At 64.2% G+C, this 22,500-nt stretch carries 27 protein-coding genes; 14 read left to right on the forward strand and 13 right to left on the reverse strand.

The window, feature by feature from the left end; translation table 11 throughout:
- Positions 1 to 80: 80 nt before the first annotated feature.
- The gene (locus V1273_RS32435) at positions 81 to 1,220 is read right to left on the reverse strand and encodes an acyl-CoA dehydrogenase family protein (protein ID WP_334365415.1); all 1,140 of its coding nucleotides are present in this window, start codon (positions 1,218 to 1,220) and stop codon (positions 81 to 83) included.
- A 164-nt stretch (positions 1,221 to 1,384) separates the two neighbouring features.
- On the reverse strand, positions 1,385 to 2,569 hold the full coding sequence (locus V1273_RS32440) for an acyl-CoA dehydrogenase family protein (RefSeq protein ID WP_334379936.1): 1,185 nt from the start codon (positions 2,567 to 2,569) through the stop codon (positions 1,385 to 1,387).
- Positions 2,570 to 2,732: 163 nt separating this feature from the next.
- Here V1273_RS32440 and V1273_RS32445 point away from each other — a divergent pair, with 163 nt between their 5' ends.
- The gene (locus tag V1273_RS32445; protein ID WP_334411956.1) at positions 2,733 to 3,278 is read left to right on the forward strand and encodes a carboxymuconolactone decarboxylase family protein; all 546 of its coding nucleotides are present in this window, start codon (positions 2,733 to 2,735) and stop codon (positions 3,276 to 3,278) included.
- Between the two features lie 171 nt (positions 3,279 to 3,449).
- On the forward strand, positions 3,450 to 3,944 hold the full coding sequence (locus V1273_RS32450) for a VOC family protein (RefSeq protein ID WP_334372248.1): 495 nt from the start codon (positions 3,450 to 3,452) through the stop codon (positions 3,942 to 3,944).
- Positions 3,945 to 3,955: 11 nt separating this feature from the next.
- On the opposite strand, the gene V1273_RS32455 is transcribed toward V1273_RS32450, so the two are convergent.
- Positions 3,956 to 4,456, reverse strand: a complete 501-nt coding sequence (locus tag V1273_RS32455; protein WP_334411957.1) for a DUF2938 domain-containing protein — start codon at positions 4,454 to 4,456, stop codon at positions 3,956 to 3,958.
- Positions 4,449 to 5,312, reverse strand: a complete 864-nt coding sequence (locus tag V1273_RS32460; RefSeq protein WP_334411958.1) for a class I SAM-dependent methyltransferase — start codon at positions 5,310 to 5,312, stop codon at positions 4,449 to 4,451. The genes V1273_RS32455 and V1273_RS32460 overlap by 8 nt, the downstream gene beginning before the upstream one ends.
- Positions 5,313 to 5,404: 92 nt before the next feature.
- Between V1273_RS32460 and V1273_RS32465 the strand changes: the two genes are divergently transcribed.
- On the forward strand, positions 5,405 to 5,881 hold the full coding sequence (locus V1273_RS32465; protein ID WP_334411959.1) for a helix-turn-helix domain-containing protein: 477 nt from the start codon (positions 5,405 to 5,407) through the stop codon (positions 5,879 to 5,881).
- Here V1273_RS32465 and V1273_RS32470 read toward each other — a convergent pair.
- From V1273_RS32470 to V1273_RS32485, 4 genes are all read right to left on the reverse strand, one after another.
- Positions 5,844 to 7,076, reverse strand: coding sequence for an MFS transporter (locus V1273_RS32470; protein WP_334411960.1), 1,233 nt, complete (start codon positions 7,074 to 7,076; stop codon positions 5,844 to 5,846). The genes V1273_RS32465 and V1273_RS32470 overlap by 38 nt on opposite strands.
- Positions 7,077 to 7,285: 209 nt before the next feature.
- Positions 7,286 to 7,645 carry a nuclear transport factor 2 family protein gene (locus V1273_RS32475; protein ID WP_334411961.1) on the reverse strand — a complete coding sequence of 120 codons (360 nt, stop codon included), beginning with the start codon at positions 7,643 to 7,645 and terminating at the stop codon, positions 7,286 to 7,288.
- Between the two features lie 14 nt (positions 7,646 to 7,659).
- A complete protein-coding gene (locus V1273_RS32480) occupies positions 7,660 to 8,904 on the reverse strand; it encodes an MFS transporter (RefSeq protein ID WP_334411962.1) in 1,245 nt (414 codons plus the stop codon).
- 134 nt (positions 8,905 to 9,038) lie between these two features.
- Positions 9,039 to 9,533, reverse strand: coding sequence for a type II toxin-antitoxin system HicB family antitoxin (locus V1273_RS32485; protein WP_334411963.1), 495 nt, complete (start codon positions 9,531 to 9,533; stop codon positions 9,039 to 9,041).
- 93 nt (positions 9,534 to 9,626) lie between these two features.
- Between V1273_RS32485 and V1273_RS32490 the strand changes: the two genes are divergently transcribed.
- Entirely contained in the window at positions 9,627 to 10,496 is an 870-nt protein-coding gene (locus V1273_RS32490) for a protein-L-isoaspartate O-methyltransferase family protein (protein ID WP_334411964.1), read from the forward strand.
- 14 nt (positions 10,497 to 10,510) lie between these two features.
- Here V1273_RS32490 and V1273_RS32495 read toward each other — a convergent pair whose 3' ends face one another.
- Both V1273_RS32495 and V1273_RS32500 read right to left on the reverse strand, forming a co-directional pair.
- Positions 10,511 to 11,197 (reverse strand): DUF938 domain-containing protein, encoded by a 687-nt coding sequence (locus V1273_RS32495; RefSeq protein ID WP_334411965.1) that lies wholly within the window; start codon positions 11,195 to 11,197, stop codon positions 10,511 to 10,513.
- A 35-nt stretch (positions 11,198 to 11,232) separates the two neighbouring features.
- A complete protein-coding gene (locus V1273_RS32500; RefSeq protein ID WP_334411966.1) occupies positions 11,233 to 11,622 on the reverse strand; it encodes an ArsR/SmtB family transcription factor in 390 nt (129 codons plus the stop codon).
- A 212-nt stretch (positions 11,623 to 11,834) separates the two neighbouring features.
- Between V1273_RS32500 and soxC the strand changes: the two genes are divergently transcribed.
- The 10 genes from soxC to V1273_RS32550 all read left to right on the forward strand — a co-directional run bounded on the left by soxC (position 11,835) and on the right by V1273_RS32550 (position 19,570).
- Positions 11,835 to 13,079, forward strand: a complete 1,245-nt coding sequence (gene soxC / locus V1273_RS32505; protein WP_334411967.1) for a sulfite dehydrogenase — start codon at positions 11,835 to 11,837, stop codon at positions 13,077 to 13,079.
- Positions 13,063 to 13,737: a c-type cytochrome gene (locus tag V1273_RS32510; protein ID WP_334411968.1), complete on the forward strand. Its 675-nt coding sequence runs from the start codon at positions 13,063 to 13,065 to the stop codon at positions 13,735 to 13,737. The genes soxC and V1273_RS32510 overlap by 17 nt, the downstream gene beginning before the upstream one ends.
- A 59-nt stretch (positions 13,738 to 13,796) precedes the next feature.
- Complete coding sequence (gene soxX, locus V1273_RS32515) at positions 13,797 to 14,117, forward strand: sulfur oxidation c-type cytochrome SoxX (RefSeq protein WP_334369055.1); 321 nt, start codon at positions 13,797 to 13,799, stop codon at positions 14,115 to 14,117.
- Between the two features lie 56 nt (positions 14,118 to 14,173).
- A complete protein-coding gene (gene soxY, locus V1273_RS32520; protein WP_057841278.1) occupies positions 14,174 to 14,668 on the forward strand; it encodes a thiosulfate oxidation carrier protein SoxY in 495 nt (164 codons plus the stop codon).
- A gap of 16 nt (positions 14,669 to 14,684) precedes the next feature.
- Entirely contained in the window at positions 14,685 to 14,996 is a 312-nt protein-coding gene (soxZ, locus tag V1273_RS32525; RefSeq protein WP_334411969.1) for a thiosulfate oxidation carrier complex protein SoxZ, read from the forward strand.
- Complete coding sequence (soxA, locus tag V1273_RS32530; RefSeq protein WP_334379923.1) at positions 14,993 to 15,859, forward strand: sulfur oxidation c-type cytochrome SoxA; 867 nt, start codon at positions 14,993 to 14,995, stop codon at positions 15,857 to 15,859. Before soxZ ends, soxA begins: the two co-directional genes overlap by 4 nt.
- On the forward strand, positions 15,856 to 16,173 hold the full coding sequence (locus V1273_RS32535; protein ID WP_442894128.1) for a hypothetical protein: 318 nt from the start codon (positions 15,856 to 15,858) through the stop codon (positions 16,171 to 16,173). Before soxA ends, V1273_RS32535 begins: the two co-directional genes overlap by 4 nt.
- Positions 16,174 to 16,199: 26 nt before the next feature.
- Complete coding sequence (gene soxB, locus V1273_RS32540; protein ID WP_334411970.1) at positions 16,200 to 17,948, forward strand: thiosulfohydrolase SoxB; 1,749 nt, start codon at positions 16,200 to 16,202, stop codon at positions 17,946 to 17,948.
- Positions 17,945 to 18,406, forward strand: coding sequence for a DsrE family protein (locus V1273_RS32545; protein ID WP_334411971.1), 462 nt, complete (start codon positions 17,945 to 17,947; stop codon positions 18,404 to 18,406). Before soxB ends, V1273_RS32545 begins: the two co-directional genes overlap by 4 nt.
- 123 nt (positions 18,407 to 18,529) lie before the next feature.
- Positions 18,530 to 19,570 (forward strand): MBL fold metallo-hydrolase, encoded by a 1,041-nt coding sequence (locus V1273_RS32550; protein ID WP_334379920.1) that lies wholly within the window; start codon positions 18,530 to 18,532, stop codon positions 19,568 to 19,570.
- Positions 19,571 to 19,777: 207 nt separating this feature from the next.
- On the opposite strand, the gene V1273_RS32555 is transcribed toward V1273_RS32550, so the two are convergent.
- Genes V1273_RS32555 through V1273_RS32565 form a run of 3 tightly spaced genes read right to left on the reverse strand, consistent with a single transcriptional unit; the run spans position 19,778 to position 22,433 of the window.
- On the reverse strand, positions 19,778 to 20,611 hold the full coding sequence (locus V1273_RS32555; RefSeq protein ID WP_334411972.1) for an ABC transporter substrate-binding protein: 834 nt from the start codon (positions 20,609 to 20,611) through the stop codon (positions 19,778 to 19,780).
- Positions 20,611 to 21,393 carry an ABC transporter ATP-binding protein gene (locus tag V1273_RS32560; protein ID WP_334411973.1) on the reverse strand — a complete coding sequence of 261 codons (783 nt, stop codon included), beginning with the start codon at positions 21,391 to 21,393 and terminating at the stop codon, positions 20,611 to 20,613. The genes V1273_RS32555 and V1273_RS32560 overlap by 1 nt, the downstream gene beginning before the upstream one ends.
- Positions 21,390 to 22,433, reverse strand: a complete 1,044-nt coding sequence (locus tag V1273_RS32565) for a FecCD family ABC transporter permease (protein WP_334365436.1) — start codon at positions 22,431 to 22,433, stop codon at positions 21,390 to 21,392. The genes V1273_RS32560 and V1273_RS32565 overlap by 4 nt, the downstream gene beginning before the upstream one ends.
- Positions 22,434 to 22,500 lie beyond the last annotated feature (67 nt).

Genomic DNA, 22,500 nt, shown 5'->3' on the forward strand with positions numbered 1-22,500 from the left:
TACTGGGTCGCCCGGTCCCAGTGCGCAATTGCACAAGGCCGGGCGATGACAGCGGTGCATGACGCGCCGCTTCGGGACGATCAATACCCCTTCATCCGCGCCAACTGATCAGCGTGGTAATTGCTGTCGCCGAACAATTCCTGGCAGACGCGGGCGCGCTTCATGAAGAAGCCGATGTCGAACTGGTCGGTCATGCCCATGCCGCCGTGCATCTGCACGCCCTCTTGCACCGCCAGCGTCGCCGTGGTGCCGGCGCGTGCCTTGGCAACCGCGACCGCGGCGCCAGCGCGCTCGAAATCGCCGTCGAGGGTCTGCAGCGCCTTCAGAACGGCCGCGCGGGTGATCTCGATATCAATATAGAGCTGGGAGGCGCGGTGCTGCAGTGCCTGGAATTCGCCGATCAGTTTGCCGAACTGCTTGCGTTCCTTGAGATAGGTGACGGTGCGGCCGAACACCTCTTCGCTCAAGCCGACCATTTCGGAAGCTACCGCGCCGCGGCCGATATTGAGCACGCCCTCCAATAACGCGCCGCCCTGGTCGACCTCGCCGAGCACCTGATCGGCATTGACGTCGACATTGCTGAATTCGATCCGCGCCGCGTTATGCGCATCGACCATCACCGTGCGTTCGATCGCAACTCCCTTCGCCTTGGGATCGACCAGAAACAGCGTCAGACCATCGCGCTCGCCGGCCGCGCCGCCGGTGCGTGCCGCGACGATCAGGAGATCGGCGGTGTGGCCGTCGACCACGAGCGCCTTCGCGCCGTTCAGCTTGAAGCCGTTGCCGGAGCGCACCGCCTGCAAATTGATCTGCAGCGGGCGATGTTTTGCGCCTTCATCGATCGCGAGCGCCGCCAGCAGCGATCCGTCCGCAATCTTCGGCAGATGTGCGGACTTTTGCGCGTCACTTCCACCGCGCGACAGTGCCGATACCGCCAGCACCGCGGTCGACAGGAACGGCGACGGCATCAAAGTGCGACCGATTTCCTCCATCACGATGCCGGCCTCGACGCAGCCGAGCCCGCTGCCGCCGAAATTTTCGGGCACCAGCAGGCCGGAAAAGCCCATCTCGGCAAACGCCTTCCAGAGCTCGCGGGAAAAGCCCGTTTCGTCCTTGCTGTCGCGCAAGCTGCGCAGATGCGACACCGGCGCCTTGTCGCTGATAAGGCCGCGCGCGCTGTCGCGCAGCATGGATTGTTCTTCGGTGAGGACGAGGGGCATCGATGAATTCCGTTTCAGAAGAGAATTAAGCTACTTCGTCGTCCCTGCGAAAGCAGGGACCCATACGCCGCGGCTTATCGATTATGAATGGTGCTAGCGTCACAGTACTCAGACAGCGGTGGTTATGGGTCCCTGCTTTCGCAGGGACGACGGAGGAGGCGGTGCTACGCCCCCGGCAGATCGAGGATGCGCTTGGCGACGATGCCGAGCATCACCTCGCTGGTGCCGCCCTCGATCGAGTTCGCCTTGGTGCGCAACCAGGCGCGTGGACGTGCGCCGCCTCTGGAGCGCTCGCTTTCCCATTCCAGCGAATCAATGCCGCCGGCTGACATCAGGATTTCATGTCGGCGCTTGTTGAGCTCGGTGCCGTAATATTTCATCGCCGATGAAAACGCCGGATGCGACTGGCCGGCCTTGGCGAGATCGATCGCGCGCTCAGCCACGGCCGCAAACGCCGCCTCGTCGATGTCGAACGCCGCAACCTGGCTGCGCAGCATCGCATCGTCGAGCCGACCGGAATCATCGCTACCGACGGAGTCGGCGGCGACCTGCCCGAGCGGACGGCCGATGCCGCGCTCTCCAGTGCCCGAGATCATCGCGCGCTCATGCTGCAGCAGATATTTTGCAACATCCCAGCCGCGGTTGACCTGGCCCACCACATGCGATTTCGGCACCCGCACATTGTCGAAGAAGGTTTCGCAGAACGGCGAATAACCGGAGATCAGAAGAATCGGCTTGGTCGAGACGCCCTTTGAGGCCATGTCGAACAGGATGAAGCTGATGCCGTCATGCTTCTTCGCCGTGGGATCGGTGCGCACCAGGCAGAAGATCCAGTCGGCATAGTTCGCATAGGACGTCCATATCTTCTGGCCGTTAATGATGTAATCGTCGCCGTCGCTGTCGGCGCGGGTCTGCAGCGAGGCGAGGTCCGATCCGGCGTTCGGCTCGGAATAGCCCTGGCACCAGCGGATCAGGCCCGCGGCGATCTTGGGCAGATGTTCCTTCTTCTGCGCCTCGGTGCCGTACTTCAAAAGCGCCGGCCCAAGCATCCAGATGCCGAAGCTCGAGAGCGGCGAGCGCGCGCCCATCGCCGCCATTTCTTCGCGCAGCACCTTGTGCTCGGCAGGCTCCAGCCCTCCGCCACCATATTCCTTCGGCCAATCCGGCACGGTCCAGCCCCTGTCGCGCATCCGCTCAAACCAGACGCGCTGCGGCTCGGAGGAGAATTTGGCGTTGCGACCGCCCCAGTAGGTGTCGCTTTCGGAGGTCATCGGCCGTCGCATTTCCGGCGGACAATTGGCCTCCAGCCAGGCGCGGGTTTCACGGCGGAATGTTTCCAGATCGGACATATCAGGCGTTTCCATGTGGGAATGTTTGGACACGACCTTAGCCCTCGCGTTGCGGAATTCAATATATGTCTGACATCAGCCCATGCCGCTCTGGCGGTGGTCACGCTGTCCGATCGGGTGTATGCGCTAGGCGATAACGATTGAAAAACAAGAGGAAACCGGCATGCGGCTGAAGTTGCTTTCGCCTGGCGAAATGAGCGCCGACCAGAAAGAAACCTACGACGAGGCCATCGCCGGCAAGCGCGGCGCCCCGCCGGCGCCGATGATGGCCTGGCTCAACAGTCCGGAGATGGCGCGGCACGCTACGCGGCTTGGCGAGCAGCTCCGCTTCAACACGATGTTTCCTGCCAAGCTTTCGGAAATTGCCATTCTCGTCACTGCGCGGCACTGGACCTCGCATTACGAATGGTATGCGCACAAGCGCCTGGCGCTGAAGGGCGGCATGGACCCGAAAATCATTGAGGACATCCGCGACCGTCGCACGCCCACCTTCGATGACCCCAAGGGCCAGATGATCTATGATCTCGCCAAGTCACTGCATGAGGGCCATGGCGTGTCGCAAGCGCTGTATGAGGAAGCGGTAAAAGTGCTCACCGAACGCGGGATTGTCGAGGTGATCGGGCTGTGCGGCTACTACACGATGGTCTCGATGACGCTGAACACGTTCGAGTTCGGGCTGCCGGACGGCGAGGTATCGGATCTTGTGTGATGAAGATCGGCGCCTACGTGTCCCGGACGCGGTGCACCGCAGAGCCGGGACCCATCTCGGCGCGCAGCATGGGCCCCGGCCTAGCAGCGCACCGCCGGAGTCGCGCAAAGCGCGATCCCGGACGCGCTGCGCGGCATCCGGGGCACGCAAGCTTCCAAACGGAGTCACAACATGCCCCAATCCCCACCCATCGTCGCCGGCACGCGGATCGGGCATGTCCATCTCAAGGTCGCCGATCTCGAACGCGCGCTCGGCTTCTATTGCGGCGTGCTCGGCTTTGAGGTGATGCAGCGGATGGGTTCTGGCGCCGCGTTCATATCGGCCGGCGGTTATCACCATCACATCGGCCTCAACACCTGGGAAAGCAAAGGCGGCCATCCGCCGCCGCCGGGCACCACCGGCCTGTTTCACACCGCCATTCTCTATCCCACCCGCGCAGCGCTGGCGGATGCGCTCTACCGCGTGATCCAGGCCGGCATCGAGCTCGACGGCGCCAGCGACCACGGCGTCAGCGAGGCGCTCTATTTGCGCGACCCCGACCAGAACGGCGTCGAACTCTATCGTGACCGGCCGAAAGAAGAATGGCCCCGCGCGCCCGACGGATCGCTCGCGATGTTCACCAAGCGGCTGGATCTGGAGGACTTGCTGCGGCAGCGGGAGGCGTAGGCCAATGCGATTCACCGTAGCACCAGGTGCGTAACCCAGCCGCCGGCATAGAGACCGCCGCCAAACACCGCATGCGTGACGAGACTGTGCAGTCGGGCGGCTGCCGGATGCGACGTGCGGCTCGCGGCAATGCCGAAACCCATGGCGGGCTGCATCACCAGGAACGGCGCGGCCACACTGCCGATCCCGACCAACAGTGCCGGGCCGATCGTCGGATCGCGAGCCCAATCGAGGCCGAAGAACGCAAGCAGCACGCCGGCAAGCACAATCCCGATCAGGTAATGCGCTGACCAGCCGATCAGTCGCTCGCCCCGCAGCGGCGGCGACGCGGCAATCCGGTCGTGGCGCAGGCGCCCGCGCGCAAGGTGGCCGAGCCAGCGGCCCACCAGACCATAGTCCAGGGACGGAATGCCAAGCAGCCGCTGCCGGATCATCGTCCAGATGTCCATCACGACGGTTGCACCCGCTCCGATCAGCACCGCTGATGTCAGATAATGTGCCGCTTCAGTCATGCATGGCCTCCGTTGGAGCCTGCGCTGCCACCATCCAGCACGCCGCGGTGAAGGAGACCGCTGGCCCGCGTATATAGGGCTCGAAGGCGGTGCTGATGGTTTCGATCACCCGTGCACGGGTGCCTTCATCCGCCCCCTGAAGGAACAGGCCGACCGGTCCAAGCCAGCCGACGTAGCGGGCGAGTTCCGTCTTTTGAAAGCTGCAGACGATATCGATCGGCCGGATGTCGATCGCTGTCCAGCCACTCGCCGCCAAAATGGTCTCGATTCGGCGCCGGTCGGCGAAGGCGAACTGCCCCGGCCCTTCGGCTCGACGCGCGGGAAGGTCGGGCAGCAACGGCTTTGCGGCCCGCTCGGCCGTCGTCATGAATGGATTTTCCGCCGCACCCCGCCAGGCGATGAAGCGCAGCCTCGCGTCAGGCCGTGCCGCCTGGCGCAGATTGGCGAACGCCTGCACGGGGTCGGCAAAGAACATGACGCCGAGGCGCGAAATGATCATGTCGAAACTTGCGGGCGCGAAGCCGTGTGTTTCGGCGTCGGCGCAGATGAAGCTTGCAGGTTGGCCGTCCCGCGCCGCTCGGGCGCGTGCCACGGCGATCATCGGTTCCGAGAGGTCGATGCCCGTGCAGTATCCCTTGGTACCGAGTGCCCGGGCGACGGCGAGCGTCGTGGCACCCGTGCCGCAGCCGACGTCGAGCACGCAGCTCGCTGCGGCCTCGGCGACCACCTGGACCAGCAAATCCTCGAAGGGCTTGAACATCTCCTCGAGCACGTGCCGTGCCTCGACCCAGCCACGTCCGGCGGGGCCGTTCCATAGTCTTGCCTGTTCGTCATCTGGCTGCTGCGCGACATTCATGATCTCTTCCTTTTGTTGGAGCTGTTTCCTGGCTTGCCAAATGGGCGCGGATGGCTGCACTCTGCCAGTTCAAGTCAACTTGAGGTCAAGGCATGAGAGACATCGATATCGCAGAGGCGGCTCGATTGTCGGGCGTTCGCGCCTCGACCCTGCGCTTCTACGAGGAGAAGGGGTTGATCGCCTCTCGCGGAAGGCGGGGCCTTCGCCGGCTGTTCGATCCGGCCGTGTTGGACCGGCTGGCGCTGATCGCGCTCGGGCGTGCCGCCGGCTTCTCGCTCGATGAGATCGCCAGGATGTTCGCACCCGACGGCCGGCCGCGCATCGACCGGCGGATGCTGGCGGCCAAGGCCGAGGAGCTGGAGCGGACGATCCGCAAGCTCAACGCCATGCGCGACGGCCTGCGCCACGCCGCCGCCTGTCCCGCCCCGAGCCACATGGAGTGTCCCACCTTCCGCCGCCTGCTGCGGGCTGCGGCGTCAGGCGCTATTGGCGAAAGCAAGACGCGGCGGCCGCCGCGCAAATCGTTCGCCGCTACTGGACGCGCGCAGGGCCGCGCCCGCGGATCATGATCAACACCGCCGCCGTCAGCTCGACTCCGATGCAGCCGTAGAACGGCAGCACGTAACTACCCGACAGATCCCGCAGCAATCCCACCACGCCGGGACCGAACGCATACGTGATCTGGTTGATCGCCGTGATCAAACTGATCAGGACACCAAATGAACGCGGATCGAATTCGCGCTGCACGATCAGGGCCGGCAATGTGATCAGGTTGCCGACGGAAAAGCCGAACAGCGCGCAGGCGGCGATCAGCACGTAATCATTATGCACATTGATGACAATGAGCAGCGCCACCGCCTGGCTGACGAACGACAGCGAGGACGCCAGCCGCTGGTTCATCCGGTCGATCACGAAAGAAAACAGCACACGGCCAACCACCGCCATTGCCGTCAACAGAGCCACCGCAATCGCCGCCTGCTGCCGGCCGATCACCGAATCCAGAAACGCGATCAGGTGGACGATGAAGCCGACCTGCGCGAACAGCACCAGTGCGAACGCCGACGACACCGAGAGAAAGCCGATGTCGCGAAAGGCGCGTGCGCGAATTTGCGTCGGCGACGGCGCGCCGGCAGCCTCTAACCCGCCCGTACTCAGGTGAAGCGGCGGCCGTCCGACCAAGAGCAGGATCACCGGCACCATCAACGCAACCATTACGACGGCCGACGCCATCATCGCGCCAGAGAAACCGAAATAGCCGATCGCGGTCACCAGCAGCGGCACGCCGACGATGCCGCCGAAGCTCGCGCCATTCAGCGCCAGGCTGATCGCCATACCGCGCTTGTTGTCGAACCACAGCCCCAGCGTATTGGTGATGATGCCGAGGCTGGTGCCGGCCCAGCCGAACGCCAGCACGGCATTGGCGAGGTAAAGCTGCCAAGGCTCGCGCACCTGACCGATCGAGATGGCCGCCACGGCCATCGCCAACGTGCCTGCGATCAGGCAATTGCGCGGACCGAACGCTTTGATCGCCTCGCTGACGAACGCGACCAGCAGCGCGCCGAACAGATAGAAGAACGTGGTGCCGGACGAAATCAGCGACGCCGGCCAGCCGTGCAGCCGCTGCAACTCGGCGACGTAGACGCTCTGGCCGTAGAAGCCGAGCCCCCAGCCGAAGGTTGCCAGCAGGAAGCACACGACGACTATGCGCCAGCCGTCGTAGCGGATCGAGGTCTCGTCGATGGTGGCGTAGTTGCGAGCGTCCAACGTCGTTTGCTTCTCTTGCTATTTCTCACGTCGTCATGCCGGGGCTTGTCCCGGGCATCCACGTCCTTCCTGCGGCGGTCAAAGACGTGGATGGCCGGGACACCTAGCGCGAAGACGCGCTTCGCGCTTTTGCCCGGCCATGACGGAGAAGGTTAGCAGACCCGCAAGCCAATTGCTTCGGTGCCGGCCGAACTGTCAGCAGGTGGCAGCTAGGTCGGCTTCGACGGATCGTAGAAGAACCGCTCGCGCCAAACCTTGTCGCCGCGCCATTCCTGCAGCGCGACTTCGTCGAACCGGCCGGTCTTGCCTGAATGAAAGACAAAGTCGAAAATCCAGTGAATCGCGACATGGTCGCCCTCGACGATCGAGGTCACGCAGGTCGAGGTCACGCTTTTGACCCGCTCCAACACCGCGCGCTCATGCGCCACCAGCACGTCGCGGCCGACCCGCGGCGGAGCGGCGTTCTCCTGCATGCTGGCGTCCTCGGTGTAGAAGCGCTCGATCGCGCCGGCATGATCGCCGGAGACGACGGCGGCGATGAACTCATCGAGACGGGCGCGCGACGGCATGGGATCTCCGGTAATCAGACACTCGGACTTGGAATCTCGTTGACCGCCTGCAACTTCGCGCGACGCTTGGCAAATGACGCAAACGACAGCACCGCAAGGCCGAGCAGCACCGGCGGGAACACCACCATGTTTACCATCGACCAGCCGTAATGCGCCAGCAACTGGCCGGACGAGAACGACCCCAGCGCCATCATCCCGAAGATCAGGAAATCGTTGAACGCCTGCACCTTGTTGCGCTCCTGCGGCCGATGCGTCTCCAGCACCAATGCCGAGGCGCCGATAAACGCAAAATTCCAGCCGACGCCGAGCACGATCAGCGTCGCCCAGAAATGCAGCGCGGTGATGCCGGAAAGGCCGATCGCGGCAGCGGCGGCCTCCAGGGTCAGGCCAAGTGCCACGATTGTCGGTGCACCGAAACGCGCGATCAGCGAGCCGGTGAAGAAGCTTGGGCCGTACATCGCCACGATGTGCCACTGGATGCCGAAATTGGAATCGCTCACCGTGAGCCCGCACATCTTCATGGCGAGCGGCGCAGAAGTCATGACGAGATTCATCATGGGGTAAGCAATCACGCCGCACAGCGCCGCGGCAATGAAGCGCGGTTGCCGTGCAATCTCGAACAGCGGCCGGCTGCCATGCATGTCCGACGGTGCCGGCTTCGGCGCGTCGACGCCCCACAGCACCGCCGTCGCCACCAGCGCGACGAACGTCTGCACCACGAAGCTGAACGCAAACAGATAAGGCGGCCAGATATCCATGGTCCACTGCACGAGCTGCGGACCGAGCACGCCGGCGAACACGCCGCCGGCCATCACCCAGGAGACGGCCTTCGGCCGGAACGCTGTGCTGGCGCCGTCAGCGGCGGCAAAGCGATAGGACTGCGCGACTGCGCCGTAGAGGCCGCCGAGGAAAGTCGCGAAGCAGAACAGCCAGAACGATGCGTACAGAACGGCGGCGGCGGCGAGCGCACCGGTGAGGATTCCGCAGAAGGTACCAATGATGAACGCGACACGGCGGCCATAGGCGCGCGAGATCGCGCCCGTCGGCAGCGTGCCGGCGGCGAGCCCCAGCACGTACATCGACAGCGGCACGGTGGCGAGCGATATGGTCGGTGCCAGCGTCGCGCCGACGATCGAGCCGGTGGCGAAAATCACCGCCGAATTGGCGCCGGTCAGCGCCTGAGCCGCAGCGAGCCGCAGCACGTTGGCGCGCGCGCGAGCGTCGTTTGATACCTGTTCGGTGGCTGTCGTATCCAGCATCGGCATTCCCGCCCGGCAGGCCCCGGGCCGGGAGCCTCATTGATTGATTCCGCGGCACTATGAAGACACCGGGCGGCGCGATCAACCGACGCAAACGGGCGCGCGCTATGCGACGGGCGCAAGCAACTGTCGTATCACGACCGCTTCTTGCCTGCTCGTTTCCCAGCTTGCACCGCGCCTGTCTTGTGGACCTTCGAACGAGGATGCCCAAGGCCACCATGCGGAAAGCCCGGACTCCAATCAAGTGCAATCGTGGCAGCGAAGCCGAAGAAGCTGGAACGACTCATGCCAAGCTCCGTGGCGCGTTTGTCGATCCGCGCAATCAGGCTCTTCGGCAGATAGACGTTCACGCGTTCGGACGGATCGGGCGGGTCGACCCCGACAATGAAGTAGGCGACGACGTCGGCACCCCTCGGCAGCGCGATCTGTTCGATCGGCGTTGGCTCCGGTAGCGACCTGCTCTGCTCTGCCATTTCGTCCACCGCTCGCGCCAGCGCGGCCTCCGCTTTCTCGATCGCCTCTTCTTGCGATCGCCCGCCAGCGACGCAACCCGGGAAATCGGGAAACCACGCGCCGAGCGCTCCGCGCGGACCGCGTTCCAGCACTGCAGGATAGAGCCGCTTCTTCACTCTGGCTTCCCCATGGTAGTTGTGCTATTTAACACACAAGATGGTGTGTCAAATCACACATCAATGTTAACATGATCCAGGAGGAGAGGCAAAATGGACGCGCAAGCCGAACTCCGCATCATTCGTGCGGCCTACGCCAAGCAGGTCCTTGCTGCTGCAAGCGTTGCCGATGCGCGCCTGGCTCAGGCGTTTGCGACCATTCCTCGCGAGGACTTTCTTGGGCGCGGTCCGTGGCTGGTGCGGCGCTGGCTACGCGACTACGTTTCGACACCCGACGCCGATCCCGTTTACCTCTATACCGACGATCTGGTCGCGCTCGTGCCCGAGCGGGGCGTCAACAACGGGCAGCCGTCGTTGCACGCCCATCTCATTCACCAGGCCTCACCCGCCGTCGGCGAGCACGTGGTGCATGTCGGAACGGGCACGGGCTATTACACCGCCATCCTCGCGCACCTGGTCGGACCGTCAGGGCGGGTTACGGCGATCGAATATGATGGAGCCCTCGCGGCCCGCGCCAGAGCCGGCCTGGCGCCCTACGCGAATGTCGCCGTGATCGAGGGCGACGGCGCACAGGTGCCCTTCGATGCCGCCGATGTCATCTATGTCAATGCCGGCTGCACACGGCCTGCCACGCCTTGGCTCGACAGCCTTGCCGATGGCGGCCGCCTGATCATGCCGATAACGTCAGATCAGGGATTTGGCGGCATCGCGCCGGAGCGCATCGCGAGTGCCGGCGCAGTGTTCCGAATTGAGCGAAGAGCTGCGGACTATCTTGCAAACTGGATCTCGCCAGTTGCGATCTTCCCCTGCACCGGCAGCCGCGACGAGGCGTCCGAACGAGCTCTCGCCGAAGCGTTTGCCCGCGGCGGCTGGCAGAAAGTCACGCGACTGTACCGCGACCAATCCATTCCGGATGAGCGCTGCTGGCTTCGCGGAGTTGGGTGGTGCCTCGCCTATCAATGATGTGCGGAAAGCGCCTACGCTGACCCGTGCAATCGCCGAAACGTCAGAATCATGTTGTTGGCGGGCATCCGCTCGGTTTCGACCAGCGTGAGGCCAACGCTTGCGGCGAGTTGCTCGAGGTCGGCTATATCGCGCACGCCCCACTCGGCGTCCTGCTCGCGCAGGCTGGTGTCGAACACGGCGTTGCTTATAGCGGTGTGCTTGCCGTCGCGCTTGAACGGGCCATAGAGAAACAGCCGTCCGTCATCGCGGAGATAGCGCGCCGCGCCGGCGAACAAGCCCTCGGCGACGCGCCAGGGCGCGATGTGGATCACATTGGCGCAGAACACCGCGAGCAGTTTGCCCGGCCCGCTGCCGTCATGCATCGCCGGACACCAGGCCGGATCGACGAGATCGACCCGCAGCGGAGAACGAATGTTCGGAAAGCCGGCATGCGTGCGCCACGCTTCGATGCTCCTGAGATGTCGTTCATTGAGATCGCTCGGCCACCAGGTGATGTCGGGCGTGTGCTTTGCGAAATGCACCACATGCTGGCCGGTGCCGCTGCCGGCCTCCAGCGCGTTACCGGATTTGCCGGTGAGGAATTTTTGCAGCACCGCCCAGATCGGTTCGTGGTTGCGGTGGAATGCCGCCGCGTCGAGCCGGCCGTCGGGCTCGACCGGCCGGCCATCCTTGCCGAATTCCGCCACATGCTCAGCCATCGCAGTTCGGTCCCGAAAAATCAGTGGCGCAGCGATCACTTCAGATCGCCGCAGAATATCTCCTTCAACACCCCAAGCAGACGCAGTGTGCGTTGGTCGGCAACGCGATAATGCAGCGTCTGCGAGGTTCGCCGGAATTCCACCAGGCCGTCGGCGCGCAATTTCGCCAGATGCTGCGACAGTGCGGACTGACTGAGATTCACGACAGTGACCAGCTCGCCCACCGTCATCTCGCCGCGCACGGCAAGAAAGCAGAGGATCAGCAGACGCTTTTCATTGGCGAGCATCTTCAGGAGCTGCGCGGCGTCACCGGCCTGCTTTGCCAGCTTCTTCAGCGCCGCCGCGTCGTCGGCGCCGGGGGCGACGGCGGTCTCTTGCGTAGTTGGTTGCTCTGTCTCTTGGGCTGCCGGGGCGGCTGCTCTCATCGCTGCAAATCCGGTATCGTTTTCCGCGCCTGCGAAGCACACAGACCACACTAGCGCGTCAGCCATTCTTTAGCATTGACTAAATTAGCAAATGTGGATATCGGTTGCAAAAAGCAAAAAATGATGCGGCGATGCGACCGCGAGGGGAAGAAAACGTGCGGCCAGACCCGTTACGCAGCAAAACTGTTCTCTCTGATCCCCCGGATATCCCGATGGGCCGCCGCCGCTTCCTTGGCCTCGGCGCAGCCCTGACCGCCAGCCTCGCCGTTGGCGGCAAACAGGCCATAGCGGACCCCGCGCAGGAGTCTCCCCCTGCAGACGCGCCCTGGTCGCAATCGATCGGCGCCGGCGTGGTCGACCGGCCCTATGGCCGCCCCGCCGACACCGAAGCCTCCGTCATCCGCCGCAATGTGCCCTGGTTGACCGCAAGCGCGGAATCGTCCGTGAGCTTTTCGCCGCTGCAGGACCTGCACGGCATCATCACGCCGAACGGGTTGTTCTTCGAGCGCCATCACGCCGGCCGCCCTGATATCGACCCGGCGCAGCACAAGCTCATGATCCACGGGCTGGTCGAGCGCCCGCTGCTTCTCACCATGAAGGACATCATGCGCTTCCCATCCGTGTCGCGCATCCATTTCATCGAATGCCCGGCCAATGGCGGCATGAACTGGCGCGCCGCGCAGATGAATTCGCTGCAGTTCAGTCACGGCATGGTCAGTTGCGCGGAATGGATCGGGGTCAAACTGTCGACGCTGCTGGAGGAGGTCGGCATCAAGAAGCAGGCGAAATGGGCGATGGTCGAGGGCGCCGACGGCGCGCATATGAACCGCAGCCTGCCGCTCGACAAATGCCTCGACGATTGCCTCGTGGTCTACGCGCAAAACGGCGAGGCGCTACGGCCCGAACAGGGCTACCCGCTGCGGCTGGTGGTGCCGGGCTGGGAAGGCAACGTGAACATCAAGTGGCTGCGCCGGATCAAGCTCGGCGAAAAGCCGTGGCACACCCGCGAGGAAACCTCGAAATACACCGACCTGATGCCGGACGGCACCTCGCGCGGCTTCACCTGGCTGATCGACGCCAAATCGGTCGTCACCTTTCCCTGCCCCGAGAAGCCGCTCGATGGGCCCGGCCTCTATGAAATCCGGGGACTGGCCTGGACCGGCAACGGCAAGGCCAAGCGCGTCGATGTCACCATGGACGGCGGCGTCAACTGGCAGACCGCGCGGCTGCACGAGCCGGTGCTGTCGAAGGCGCTGACGAAATTCACCCTGCCCTGGCGCTGGGACGGCCGGCCCGCGCTGGTCGCATCCCGCGTTATCGACGAGACCGGTTATGTGCAGCCGACAATTGCACAACTGCGCGCACAGCGCGGCTCAAACTCGGTCTACCACAACAATTCGATCCAGACCTGGCAGGTCAAGCCCGACGGAAGCGTCTTCAATGTACAGCTCGCGTAAGATTTGCCTGCCGATCATAGCCATTCTGCTTGCCTGCGCCGCAAGCCTCGCCGGCGCGGCCGAACCCGGCTCGTTCGGTTACGGCAGCGTGGCCACGCCGGCGCAGATCGGCGGATGGGACATCGACGTGCGCGGCGAGGACGGAACGGGCCTGCCGCCCGGCAAGGGCACCGTCGACCGGGGCGCGGAGGTTTATGCCGAACAATGCGCGGCGTGCCATGGAACCTTCGGCGAGGGCGAAGGTCGGTTTCCGAAGCTGGTGGGCGGCGTCGGATCGCTCCGGGACGAGCGCCCGGAGCCGACGGTCGGCAGCTACTGGCCGTTCGCCCCGACCCTGTGGGACTATATTAACCGCGCCATGCCGATGCAGGCGCCGCACACATTGTCAGCGGATGACGTTTATGCTTTGACCGCCTATATTCTGAACCTGAACGATCTCGTTCCCCATGAATTCGTTGCCGATCGCAACAGTTTGCCGAAAGTCAAAATGCGCAATCGCGACAATTTCATCTGGACCGATCCGCGCCCCGATACGGTGACAAAACCCTGCATGAACGACTGCGTTAACGCCGCCGATGTCAGGATATCGTCGACGGCTGAGGGCAGGAATCTGACGCCGCGCACGACCGGGCCGCTCGACACGATGCAACAGAAGTAGAAATTACGGAAACGCCTGTGACCGATCATTTTCCGACGAAATCCGCAAAGCTTCCGGCGTTGGCGCTGCTCGTCGCTCTGGCGTCCGCGGGCGCCGCGCAGGCGCAGTCCGCGGTGGATGAAGGCCGCAAGCTGGCCTTCGATCGCAGCAAGGGCAATTGCCTGACCTGTCATGTCATCAAGGGCGGCAACCTTCCCGGCACGATCGGACCCGAACTGGTCGACATCAAGAGCAAATATCCGAAGCGCGAGGATCTCGTCGCCATCCTCAACGACGAGACCCTGCGCAATCCGCTCACCGTGATGCCGCCCTTCGGACGGAACCGGATTCTGACCGAGAAGGAAATCGACGCGGTGGTGGATTTCCTGCAGACGCTTTAACGCAAGACGAGAGATCAAGCCTGTGACGTGCCAACGCAGGCTTTAGGAGATTTTCGATGAATAAGATTGATGTTGGATTTTCGGCCACGCGGCGACTGATCCTGCAGGGTGCAGGCGCAGTCGCGCTCATCGGCCTCGGCAACCTTCCCTTCGGCCTGACGCCGGCGCTCGCCGCGGCCAACGACAAATACCCGGAAGAGGCGTTCAAGCAGAAGAGTGACGCCGACGTCATCAAGACGCTCTACGGCAAGACCGCTGAGCCATCGGACAAGGTCAAGATGGACGCGCCCGAAATCGCCGAGAACGGCGCCGTGGTGCCGATCTCGGTCTCTACAACCCTTGCCGACGTAACCTCGGTTGCGTTCCTCGTCAGCGAGAATCCGAACGTGCTGATCGCAAAGTACAACATCCCGGCCGGCACGCTGCCGAGCGTCGCCAACCGCATCAAGATGGCCAAGACCAGCAACGTGACCGTGCTGGTGGAAGCCGGCGGCAAGCTCTACAGCGCCTCTAAGGAAGTCAAAGTCACTGTCGGCGGTTGCGGCGGTTAAGGCAGGGAGAACTCACATGGCATCCACCATTCGCGTGCGCGCTTCTTCGAACGGCGAAATCACCGAGGTGCAGGCACTGATCCAGCACCCGATGGATTCCGGGTTCGTCAAGAACGCCAAGGGCGAGACCATTCCGCCGCACTTCATCCAGCAGCTCACCTTCGAGCATGACGGCAAGAACGTGTTCGCCGCCGATTGGGGCGGTGGTATCTCCAAGGACCCCTACGTGAAGTTCGCGTTCAAGGGAGCCAAGAAGGGCGACGAACTGAAGATCAGTTGGGTCGATAACAAGGGCGCGACCGACACCACCACGGCGAAGATCCAATGAAGCTGCGATCCGCGATCTTTCTGGCATCCGCCACGATTGCGCTGGCCGCGCTGACGCTGGCGGGCGCGCCGCTGTTGGCAGCTGACGACAAGATCGATCCTGTCGCCGACGCCAAGGCGTTCCAGAAGTTCTTCAGAGACAAATTTCCCAAGGTGAAGTTCGAGGACTTCGTCAACGGCCCCTATTCGATGAACGAGGACCTTTATCGGCAGTGGCAGGAGAAGGAACAGTTCCCGCCCTACGAGTTCTCGCTCGAAATGGGCAAGGAGATGTTCTCCAAGCCGTTCAAGAACGGCAAGACCTATGCGGACTGCTTCCCGAACGGCGGCATCGGCATCCGCCAGAACTACCCTTACTTCGACGAGAAGGAAGGCAAGGTCATCACGCTTGAATTGGCCTTGAACCGCTGCCGCGAGGCCAACGGTGAACCGCCGTTCTCCTATGTGAAGGACGAAATGGCGGCGCTGACCGCCTACATGGCCTTCACCTCGCGCGGCAAGCCCATGGACATCAAGATCCCGAACGATCCGCGCGCGCTCGCGGCTTACGAAAGCGGCAAGGAATATTTCTACACCCGGCGCGGGCAGCTCAACTTCTCCTGCGCCACCTGCCATGTGCAGAGCCCGGGCGAGCGCATCCGCGCCGAAATCCTGGCGCCCGCGCTTGGCATCGTCAATGCGATGCCGATCTACCGCTCGGAATGGAGCGGCATGGGCACTACCAGCCGGCGCTTCACCACCTGCAACAGCCAGATCCGCGCAGTGCCGCTCAGCCCGCAGGACGACGAATATCGCAACGTCGAATATTACCTGTCCTATGTCAGCAACGGACTGCCGATTTCAGGTCCGGGAGCGCGGCCATGAGGAACTTGATGCAGAAATCCGCATTAGTTCTAGCGCTGTTTGCCGCGGGTGCTGTGCCCGCGCTCACCTTGGGCTCCGAGGACGAATTCAAGGCAGCCTACGCCGCGGCTGAAGCCGCCAACAAGGAGGCCGGCAAGCTACGCAACCAATGGACCACCACGGCGAACACGCTGGCGGCGGCGAAGAAGGCGGCGGATGCGGGTGATTTCGATAAGGCCACCGCGTCGGCCAAGGAAGCGGAGGCGCTGGCCAAAGCTTCGATCTTCCAGGCCACCAGCGAGAAGACCCGCTGGAAGGATCTGGAAATACGCTGACACCGTTACGACGCGCGAAGACCCGCATGACCATCCGCCGCCGCGATTTTCTGACGCTAGCGGGCGCTGCCACCCTGTCCGGCAGCCTGCCACGGCTGGCGCGCGGCGCCGACAACGCAGGCGTTTACGACCTCGAGCGGTTCGGCAATGCACGTATCCTGCACATCACGGATACGCACGCGCAGCTTCGGCCGGTGTTCTTCCGCGAGCCGAGCGTCAATCTCGGCGTTGGACCGATGCAGGGCAACCCGCCGCATCTGGTCGGACGCGCCTTTCTCGATCGCTTCGGCATCCGCCCGGACAGTGCCGATGCCTATGCTTTCACCTGCATCGAGTTCGAGAAGGCCGCCGGCCGGTTCGGCAAGCTCGGCGGCTTCGCGCATCTGAAGACGTTGACTGATCGCATGCGGAGCGAAGCCGGCTCCGGCCGCTCGCTGCTGCTCGACGGCGGCGATCTCTGGCAGGGCACCGGCCTCGCTAATACCATGCGTGGCGTCGACATGGTGGAGGCCGCCAACCTGCTCGGCATCGAGGCGATGACCGGCCATTGGGAATTCACCTATGGCGAGAAGGCGCTGCGCGCCAACCTCGAACGCTTCAAGGGCGAATTCCTGGCGCAGAACGTCTATCTCACTGAAGAAGCCGCCTTCAATGACGCCAAGGCGTTCGACCCGGCATCGGGGCGCGTGTTCAAGCCGTCCGTCATCAAGGAAATCGGTGGCCATCGCGTTGCCGTAATCGGACAGGCGTTCCCCTACGTGCCGATCGCCCATCCGAAGCGCTTTACGCCGGACTGGAAGTTCGGCATCCGCGACGAGGAGCTGCAGAAACTTGTCGATACGCATCGTAACACCGACAAGGTCGACGCCGTCATTCTGCTCTCGCACAACGGCATGGATGTCGATCTCAAGCTCGCCAGCCGCGTCACCGGCATCGACGTCATTCTCGGCGGTCATACCCATGACGCCGTGCCGCAGCCGATTGCCGTCACCAACGCAGGCGGCACCACGCTCGTCACCAATGCCGGCTCGAACGGCAAGTTTCTGGCGGTGCTCGACCTCGACATCGGCAAGGGCAAAATCAAGGATGTGCGCTACCGGCTGCTGCCGGTGTTTTCCGAATTGCTGAAGCCCGATCCGGCGATGCAGGCGCTGATCGACAAGACTCGCGAGCCCTATGCGGCCACGCTCAACGAGAAGATCGCAGCAGCCGACCGACTGCTCTATCGCCGCGGCAATTTCAGCGGCAGCATGGATCAACTGATCTGCGATGCGCTGCTCGGCGAATTGAACGCGGAGATCGCGCTGTCGCCGGGTTTTCGCTGGGGTACCACGGCGCTGGCCGGCCAGCCGCTGACGATGGAGGACGTGATGGCGCAGACCGCCGTCACCTATCCGGAGACCTATGTCCAGACCATGACCGGCGGCCAGATCAAGGACGTGCTGGAAGACATCTGCGACAATCTCTTCAACACCGACCCCTATTACCAGCAGGGCGGCGACATGGTCCGCGTCGGCGGGCTCGCCTACACCTGCACACCGACTGAAACCGTGGGCAAGCGGATTTCCGAACTCAAGCTCGACAACGGCCGCACGCTGGAAGCCGACAAGCATTACAGAGTGGCGGGCTGGGCCTCGGTCAACGAACAGACCGGCGCGCCGGTCTGGGATGTGGTCGCAAGGTATCTGAGGTCGGGCAAACCGCCCAACCGCTCGCCGCCGGGCGTAACGCTGAAAGGCGTAGAAGGCAATCCGGGCATTGCGGGACAGGCATGACGGGCTTTTCGACCATCCTTCGCGCGATAGCCGCGGCGCTTCTGATCGCAACCGCCGCGCCCGAGGCCCGTGCCCAGCAGGCACCACTGCAGGACAAGCCGTTCGCGGAGCACAAAATCGTGCTGCAGCTCTCCGACAACGATCCGCGCAAGCAGGGCCTCGTGCTCAGCGTCGCCAGCAACCTGATGAAGCATTACGATCCCGACAAGGTGGCGATCGAGGTCGTCGCGTTCGGCCCCGGCATCGACCTGCTGCGCCCGGAAAATCCCAACCGCAAGATGGTCGAGAGCCTGGTCGCGCAAGGCGCGCGTTTCGACGTCTGCCTCAACACCGTCGATACGCTCGAACGCGAGGCCGGCAAACGGCCGGAATTCATCGCCGCGGCAACGCCGGTGCAGGTCGGGGTCGCGCAGATTCTGTTTCTGACGGAGAACGGGTACACGCTGGTACGGCCGTGACCGCCTGCGAGCGAGCCGTAATTTCATCGCGCCCTCAGGCGTGGTAAAGTGGATGGAATTGCAGGAGCGGGCTGGAGCTACGTCCGGCCCTGATCCAACCTGAGTTAACGCGGACGTGTAGCCATGATCTTTCGTCAACTCTTCGACAGCGTGTCCGGCACCTACAGTTATCTGCTGGCGAGCCGCGCCGGCGGCGAGGCGTTGATCCTCGACCCCGTGCTGGAAAAGGCCGATCGCTACTGCCAGCTTCTGCGCGAGCTCGATCTGCGGCTGGTGAAGGCGGTCGACACCCATCTGCACGCCGACCACGTCACCGGCCTCGGCGAATTGCGCGACCGCACCCAGTGCATCACCATCATGGGCGAGCAGAGCAAGGCCGACGTGGTGTCGATGCGGGTGTCCGAGGGCGATAAGGTGACGATCGAGGGGTTGTGCCTGGATGTCATGTACACGCCCGGCCACACCGACGATTCTTACAGCTATTTGATGGGCGACCGCGTCTTCACTGGCGACACGCTATTGATCCGCGGCACCGGCCGCACCGACTTCCAGAACGGCTCTTCCCGGGCGCAATATGAATCGATCTTCAACCGGCTTCTGAAACTGCCGGACGAGACGCTGGTATTCCCCGCCCATGACTACAAGGGCGACACGGTTTCCACCATCGGCGAGGAGCGCCGCTATAATCCACGGCTGCAGGTACGCAGCGTCGACGAATACATTGAGCTGATGGCGAACCTGAAGCTGCCGAACCCCAAGATGATGGACGTCGCGGTGCCCGCCAACATGCATGTCGGCCTGCACCAGGAGGAGCTTGCCAAGCAGGGACTCGCGCTCTGTGCACGCGACGCGATTGCGAGCCTTGGCCGGCCCGATATCCTGCTGGTGGATTTGCGCGAGACCAGCGAGCGCGCCAAGCATGGCACGATCTCGGGCGCGCTGCATGCGCCCTACCCCGGCATCGCCGAGAGCCTCAAGCCCGGCGGCATGCTGCGCGAAGTCGCCGCCGCCACCGGCCGCCGGGTCGTGTTCTTCTGCGCCTTCGGCGAACGCTCGGCGATGGCGGTGGCCGCGGCAAAGAACGCGGGGCTCGCCAACACCGCGCATATCGAAGGCGGGCTGGACGCGTGGAAGAAGATAGGTGGGCCGGTGGTGCACGAGTAGTCTTTATGGTGTCGTCGTCCCTGCGAACGCAGGGACAACGGGATAGAGGCGAGAACCTCTCAACGTGTCACCCCTGCGAACGCAGGGGCCCATACACCGCGGCCCGCGCAAAGGGCACAAGGGGCGACGGCTGCGCTTCAACAATGTAGGCTGGTGGTTATGGGTCCCTGCGTTCGCAGGGACGACGGCCCCAGTTTTACCCGGACATCACCGCCCCACCCGCTTCAACTCCGCCGTCAGCGCATCGAGCGCATCGGCCAACATGACGCCGCCGCATTCGGTCAGCCGCTCCGGAATCACGATGCGCCGCTCCGGCGGGTAGAAGCGCTCCAGCGCCGGATGGACCAGAAACGCCTGGCCGTCGTCTCGCGCATAATCGCCGGCGTTCGAAACCACGACGAAGTCGGGCCTCAGGGAAACGATCGCCTCCAGCGAGGCAAATCCGCCGAAGGTAAGGCCGAGATCGCCGGCGGCGCTGCGCAGCCCGACTTCGCTCAGCAGCGAACCGAGAAAGCTGTCGCTGCCCGCCACCCAGCCGCGCCGCGACAGCGGCAGCACGCGATAATGCCGCTCGGCGGCGGCACGGCGGGCGCGCGCCAGCGCGGCGTCGAGCCGCGCGATTTCGGCGGCCGCGCGATCGGGGTGCCCGGTCATGTCGCCGATCTCGCGGATCTGCGCGCGGGCTTCGTCGAGGTTTCGCGGCACGGCGAGCTCGGCAAGATGAAGACCCTTCGCCTTCAACAGCTCCCGCGTCGAGCGCTTGTCAAATGCGCTGGCAATGACCAGGTCCGGCTTGAGCAGCAGCACGTCCTCGGCCGCGCCTGACAGTACCGGATAGCGGCTGATGTCGCCCGCCTGCGATTGCCAGCCGTCGCGCGCGAAGCGGCTGAGACCCAAAATCTGCTCGGGGTCGGCCAGCGTCAGCAGCAACTGATCGCTGCAGACATTCATCGACACCATACGCGGAGGGCCGGCCGCGAATACTGCGCCGCCTGACATCGCCAACGTGGCGATCGCGACAAGAAGGCCGAGCCGTCGCATCAGATATCCGCCCAGGGCACGATGACCGCCTCGTGCTGATAATCCGCGCGGTAGGCGCTGATCCGAAACACATCCGCCATCACCTGCTCCGATAGCCCCTCGCTCGGCGTGCCCCACGACACCAGGTTGCCTTCCTTCAGCACCAGCACATGGTCGGCAAACCGGGCTGCAAGCCCGAGATCGTGCGTCACGACGATGACCAGCACGCCCTTGTCCGCGGTCGCGCGCAAATTCTTCATGACGTCGATCTGGTGCCGCGGGTCGAGCGAGGCGGTCGGCTCGTCGGCCAGGATGATCGGCGCCTCCACCGCCAGCGCACGCGCCAGCGCGACGCGGCTGCGCTCGCCGCCGGACAGCTCGGTGACGCGGCGATCGCTGAACTCCATCACGTCGACCGCCTGCATCGCGCGCAGCACGGCCTCGGCGTCCTTCGGCGACAGCCGCGCCGGATCGGTTGCGCCATGCGGGTAGCGGCCGAGCGCCACGATATCGCGCGCCGGCAGCGGCCAATGCACGAGATGCCCCTGCGGCAGATAACCGAAGCGTTTGGCGCGCTCGCGGAGCGGCAGCGAGGCCAGCGCATCGCCGCCGACCGCGATCTCGCCTTCGGAGGGGATTAGCCCGGCCAGCGCCCGCAGCAGCGTCGTCTTGCCGGCGCCGTTCGGGCCGACCAGCGCCACCAGGTGTCCCGCCGACAGCGCCAGCGAAACGTCCCTCAGCACGACGCGGCCGGCAAGCCGCACGCCGATCCCCGTTGCGGTCAGTAGCGCCGCCTCGCTCATGCGACGCCTCCACCGAGCGCGCGGCGTTCGCGCATGATCAGATAGAGGAAGAACGGTACGCCGATGATCGAGGTCAGCACGCCGACCTTGATGTCCGACGTCGAGGGAATGATGCGCACCGCGATGTCCGCCGCCAGCAGCAGCGCCGAGCCGGCGAGTGCGCTCGGGACCAGCAGACGCCCGGGGTCATGGCCGATCAGGGGCCGCATCAGATGCGGCGCAACCAGGCCGATGAAACCGATGGTGCCGGTGACGGCGACCGCGCCGCCGACGCCGAGCGCGACGCCCGAAATCACGAACAGCCGCAGACGCCCCACATCGACGCCAAGGCTCTGCGCGGTTTCCTCGCCCAGGCTCAGCGCCCGAAAGGCATGGCGCTGGCTGAACAGCATCAGGGCGCCGGCAATGATGAAGGGAAATGCCAGCATTACATGCTGAAAGCTACGATCCTCCAGCGAGCCGAGCAGCCAGAATGCGATCTCCAGCACCAAGAAGGGATTGCTGGAGAGGTTCATCACCAGCGCGGTGGCAGCGCCTGCAAAGCTCGAAATCGCCAGTCCCGACAGAATGAGGATCAGCAGCCCGGCGTTGCGGCCGGCAATCGAGAGCAGCACGAACACCGACGCGAATGCTGCGACGATCGCCGCGACCGGGAGCGCATAGGAGCGCACGTCGGCGAGCCCGAGCGCAATCACCAGCACGGCGCCGAACGCGGCCGATTGCGGCGCGCCGAACAGCGAGGGCGAGGCCAGCGGATTGCGGAGCAAGCCCTGCAGCGACGCGCCCGACAGCCCGAGAATGGCGCCGATCGCCAGCGCCAGCAGCGTCCGCGGCAGGCGGATTTCCCGCACGATCACCTGCGCCACCTCGCTGCCGCCGCCGAACAGCGCTTCCGCCACCGCAAGCGGCGACAGCCGCACCGGACCGATACCGAGCGAGATCAGCATCAAGAGCACCACGAGGGCAGCAAGCGCTGCCGTCGTGCCGATCCGCCGGCGCGCGGCTTCCTCATTGGTCACGGTTACGGCCTCAACACTCATCGATCGTCCTAAAGCAGGTTTACCCGCCCCGGTACAGGTGGCGGGCAGGCGTGCTCATGCGGCAAAA

Origin of the sequence: Bradyrhizobium sp. AZCC 1721 (assembly GCF_036924715.1) — a bacterium.
GTDB lineage: Bacteria > Pseudomonadota > Alphaproteobacteria > Rhizobiales > Xanthobacteraceae > Bradyrhizobium.

What these genes read in the sequence shown, in the direction of transcription:
- soxA (WP_334379923.1), top strand. Translation starts at nt 14,993, where the DNA reads ATGAAGCTGCGATCCGCGATCTTTCTGGCATCCGCCACGATTGCGCTG.
- V1273_RS32555 (WP_334411972.1), bottom strand. Translation starts at nt 20,611, where the DNA reads ATGCGACGGCTCGGCCTTCTTGTCGCGATCGCCACGTTGGCGATGTCA.
- V1273_RS32450 (WP_334372248.1), top strand. Translation starts at nt 3,450, where the DNA reads ATGCCCCAATCCCCACCCATCGTCGCCGGCACGCGGATCGGGCATGTC.
- V1273_RS32545 (WP_334411971.1), top strand. Translation starts at nt 17,945, where the DNA reads ATGACGGGCTTTTCGACCATCCTTCGCGCGATAGCCGCGGCGCTTCTG.
- V1273_RS32445 (WP_334411956.1), top strand. Translation starts at nt 2,733, where the DNA reads ATGCGGCTGAAGTTGCTTTCGCCTGGCGAAATGAGCGCCGACCAGAAA.
- soxZ (WP_334411969.1), top strand. Translation starts at nt 14,685, where the DNA reads ATGGCATCCACCATTCGCGTGCGCGCTTCTTCGAACGGCGAAATCACC.
- V1273_RS32475 (WP_334411961.1), bottom strand. Translation starts at nt 7,645, where the DNA reads ATGCCGTCGCGCGCCCGTCTCGATGAGTTCATCGCCGCCGTCGTCTCC.
- V1273_RS32455 (WP_334411957.1), bottom strand. Translation starts at nt 4,456, where the DNA reads ATGACTGAAGCGGCACATTATCTGACATCAGCGGTGCTGATCGGAGCG.
- soxB (WP_334411970.1), top strand. Translation starts at nt 16,200, where the DNA reads ATGACCATCCGCCGCCGCGATTTTCTGACGCTAGCGGGCGCTGCCACC.
- V1273_RS32495 (WP_334411965.1), bottom strand. Translation starts at nt 11,197, where the DNA reads ATGGCTGAGCATGTGGCGGAATTCGGCAAGGATGGCCGGCCGGTCGAG.
- V1273_RS32500 (WP_334411966.1), bottom strand. Translation starts at nt 11,622, where the DNA reads ATGAGAGCAGCCGCCCCGGCAGCCCAAGAGACAGAGCAACCAACTACG.
- V1273_RS32535 (WP_442894128.1), top strand. Translation starts at nt 15,856, where the DNA reads ATGAGGAACTTGATGCAGAAATCCGCATTAGTTCTAGCGCTGTTTGCC.
- V1273_RS32565 (WP_334365436.1), bottom strand. Translation starts at nt 22,433, where the DNA reads ATGAGTGTTGAGGCCGTAACCGTGACCAATGAGGAAGCCGCGCGCCGG.
- V1273_RS32440 (WP_334379936.1), bottom strand. Translation starts at nt 2,569, where the DNA reads ATGTCCGATCTGGAAACATTCCGCCGTGAAACCCGCGCCTGGCTGGAG.
- V1273_RS32510 (WP_334411968.1), top strand. Translation starts at nt 13,063, where the DNA reads ATGTACAGCTCGCGTAAGATTTGCCTGCCGATCATAGCCATTCTGCTT.
- soxC (WP_334411967.1), top strand. Translation starts at nt 11,835, where the DNA reads ATGGGCCGCCGCCGCTTCCTTGGCCTCGGCGCAGCCCTGACCGCCAGC.
- soxY (WP_057841278.1), top strand. Translation starts at nt 14,174, where the DNA reads ATGAATAAGATTGATGTTGGATTTTCGGCCACGCGGCGACTGATCCTG.
- V1273_RS32435 (WP_334365415.1), bottom strand. Translation starts at nt 1,220, where the DNA reads ATGCCCCTCGTCCTCACCGAAGAACAATCCATGCTGCGCGACAGCGCG.
- V1273_RS32460 (WP_334411958.1), bottom strand. Translation starts at nt 5,312, where the DNA reads ATGAATGTCGCGCAGCAGCCAGATGACGAACAGGCAAGACTATGGAAC.
- V1273_RS32480 (WP_334411962.1), bottom strand. Translation starts at nt 8,904, where the DNA reads ATGCTGGATACGACAGCCACCGAACAGGTATCAAACGACGCTCGCGCG.
- V1273_RS32560 (WP_334411973.1), bottom strand. Translation starts at nt 21,393, where the DNA reads ATGAGCGAGGCGGCGCTACTGACCGCAACGGGGATCGGCGTGCGGCTT.
- V1273_RS32465 (WP_334411959.1), top strand. Translation starts at nt 5,405, where the DNA reads ATGAGAGACATCGATATCGCAGAGGCGGCTCGATTGTCGGGCGTTCGC.
- V1273_RS32550 (WP_334379920.1), top strand. Translation starts at nt 18,530, where the DNA reads ATGATCTTTCGTCAACTCTTCGACAGCGTGTCCGGCACCTACAGTTAT.
- V1273_RS32490 (WP_334411964.1), top strand. Translation starts at nt 9,627, where the DNA reads ATGGACGCGCAAGCCGAACTCCGCATCATTCGTGCGGCCTACGCCAAG.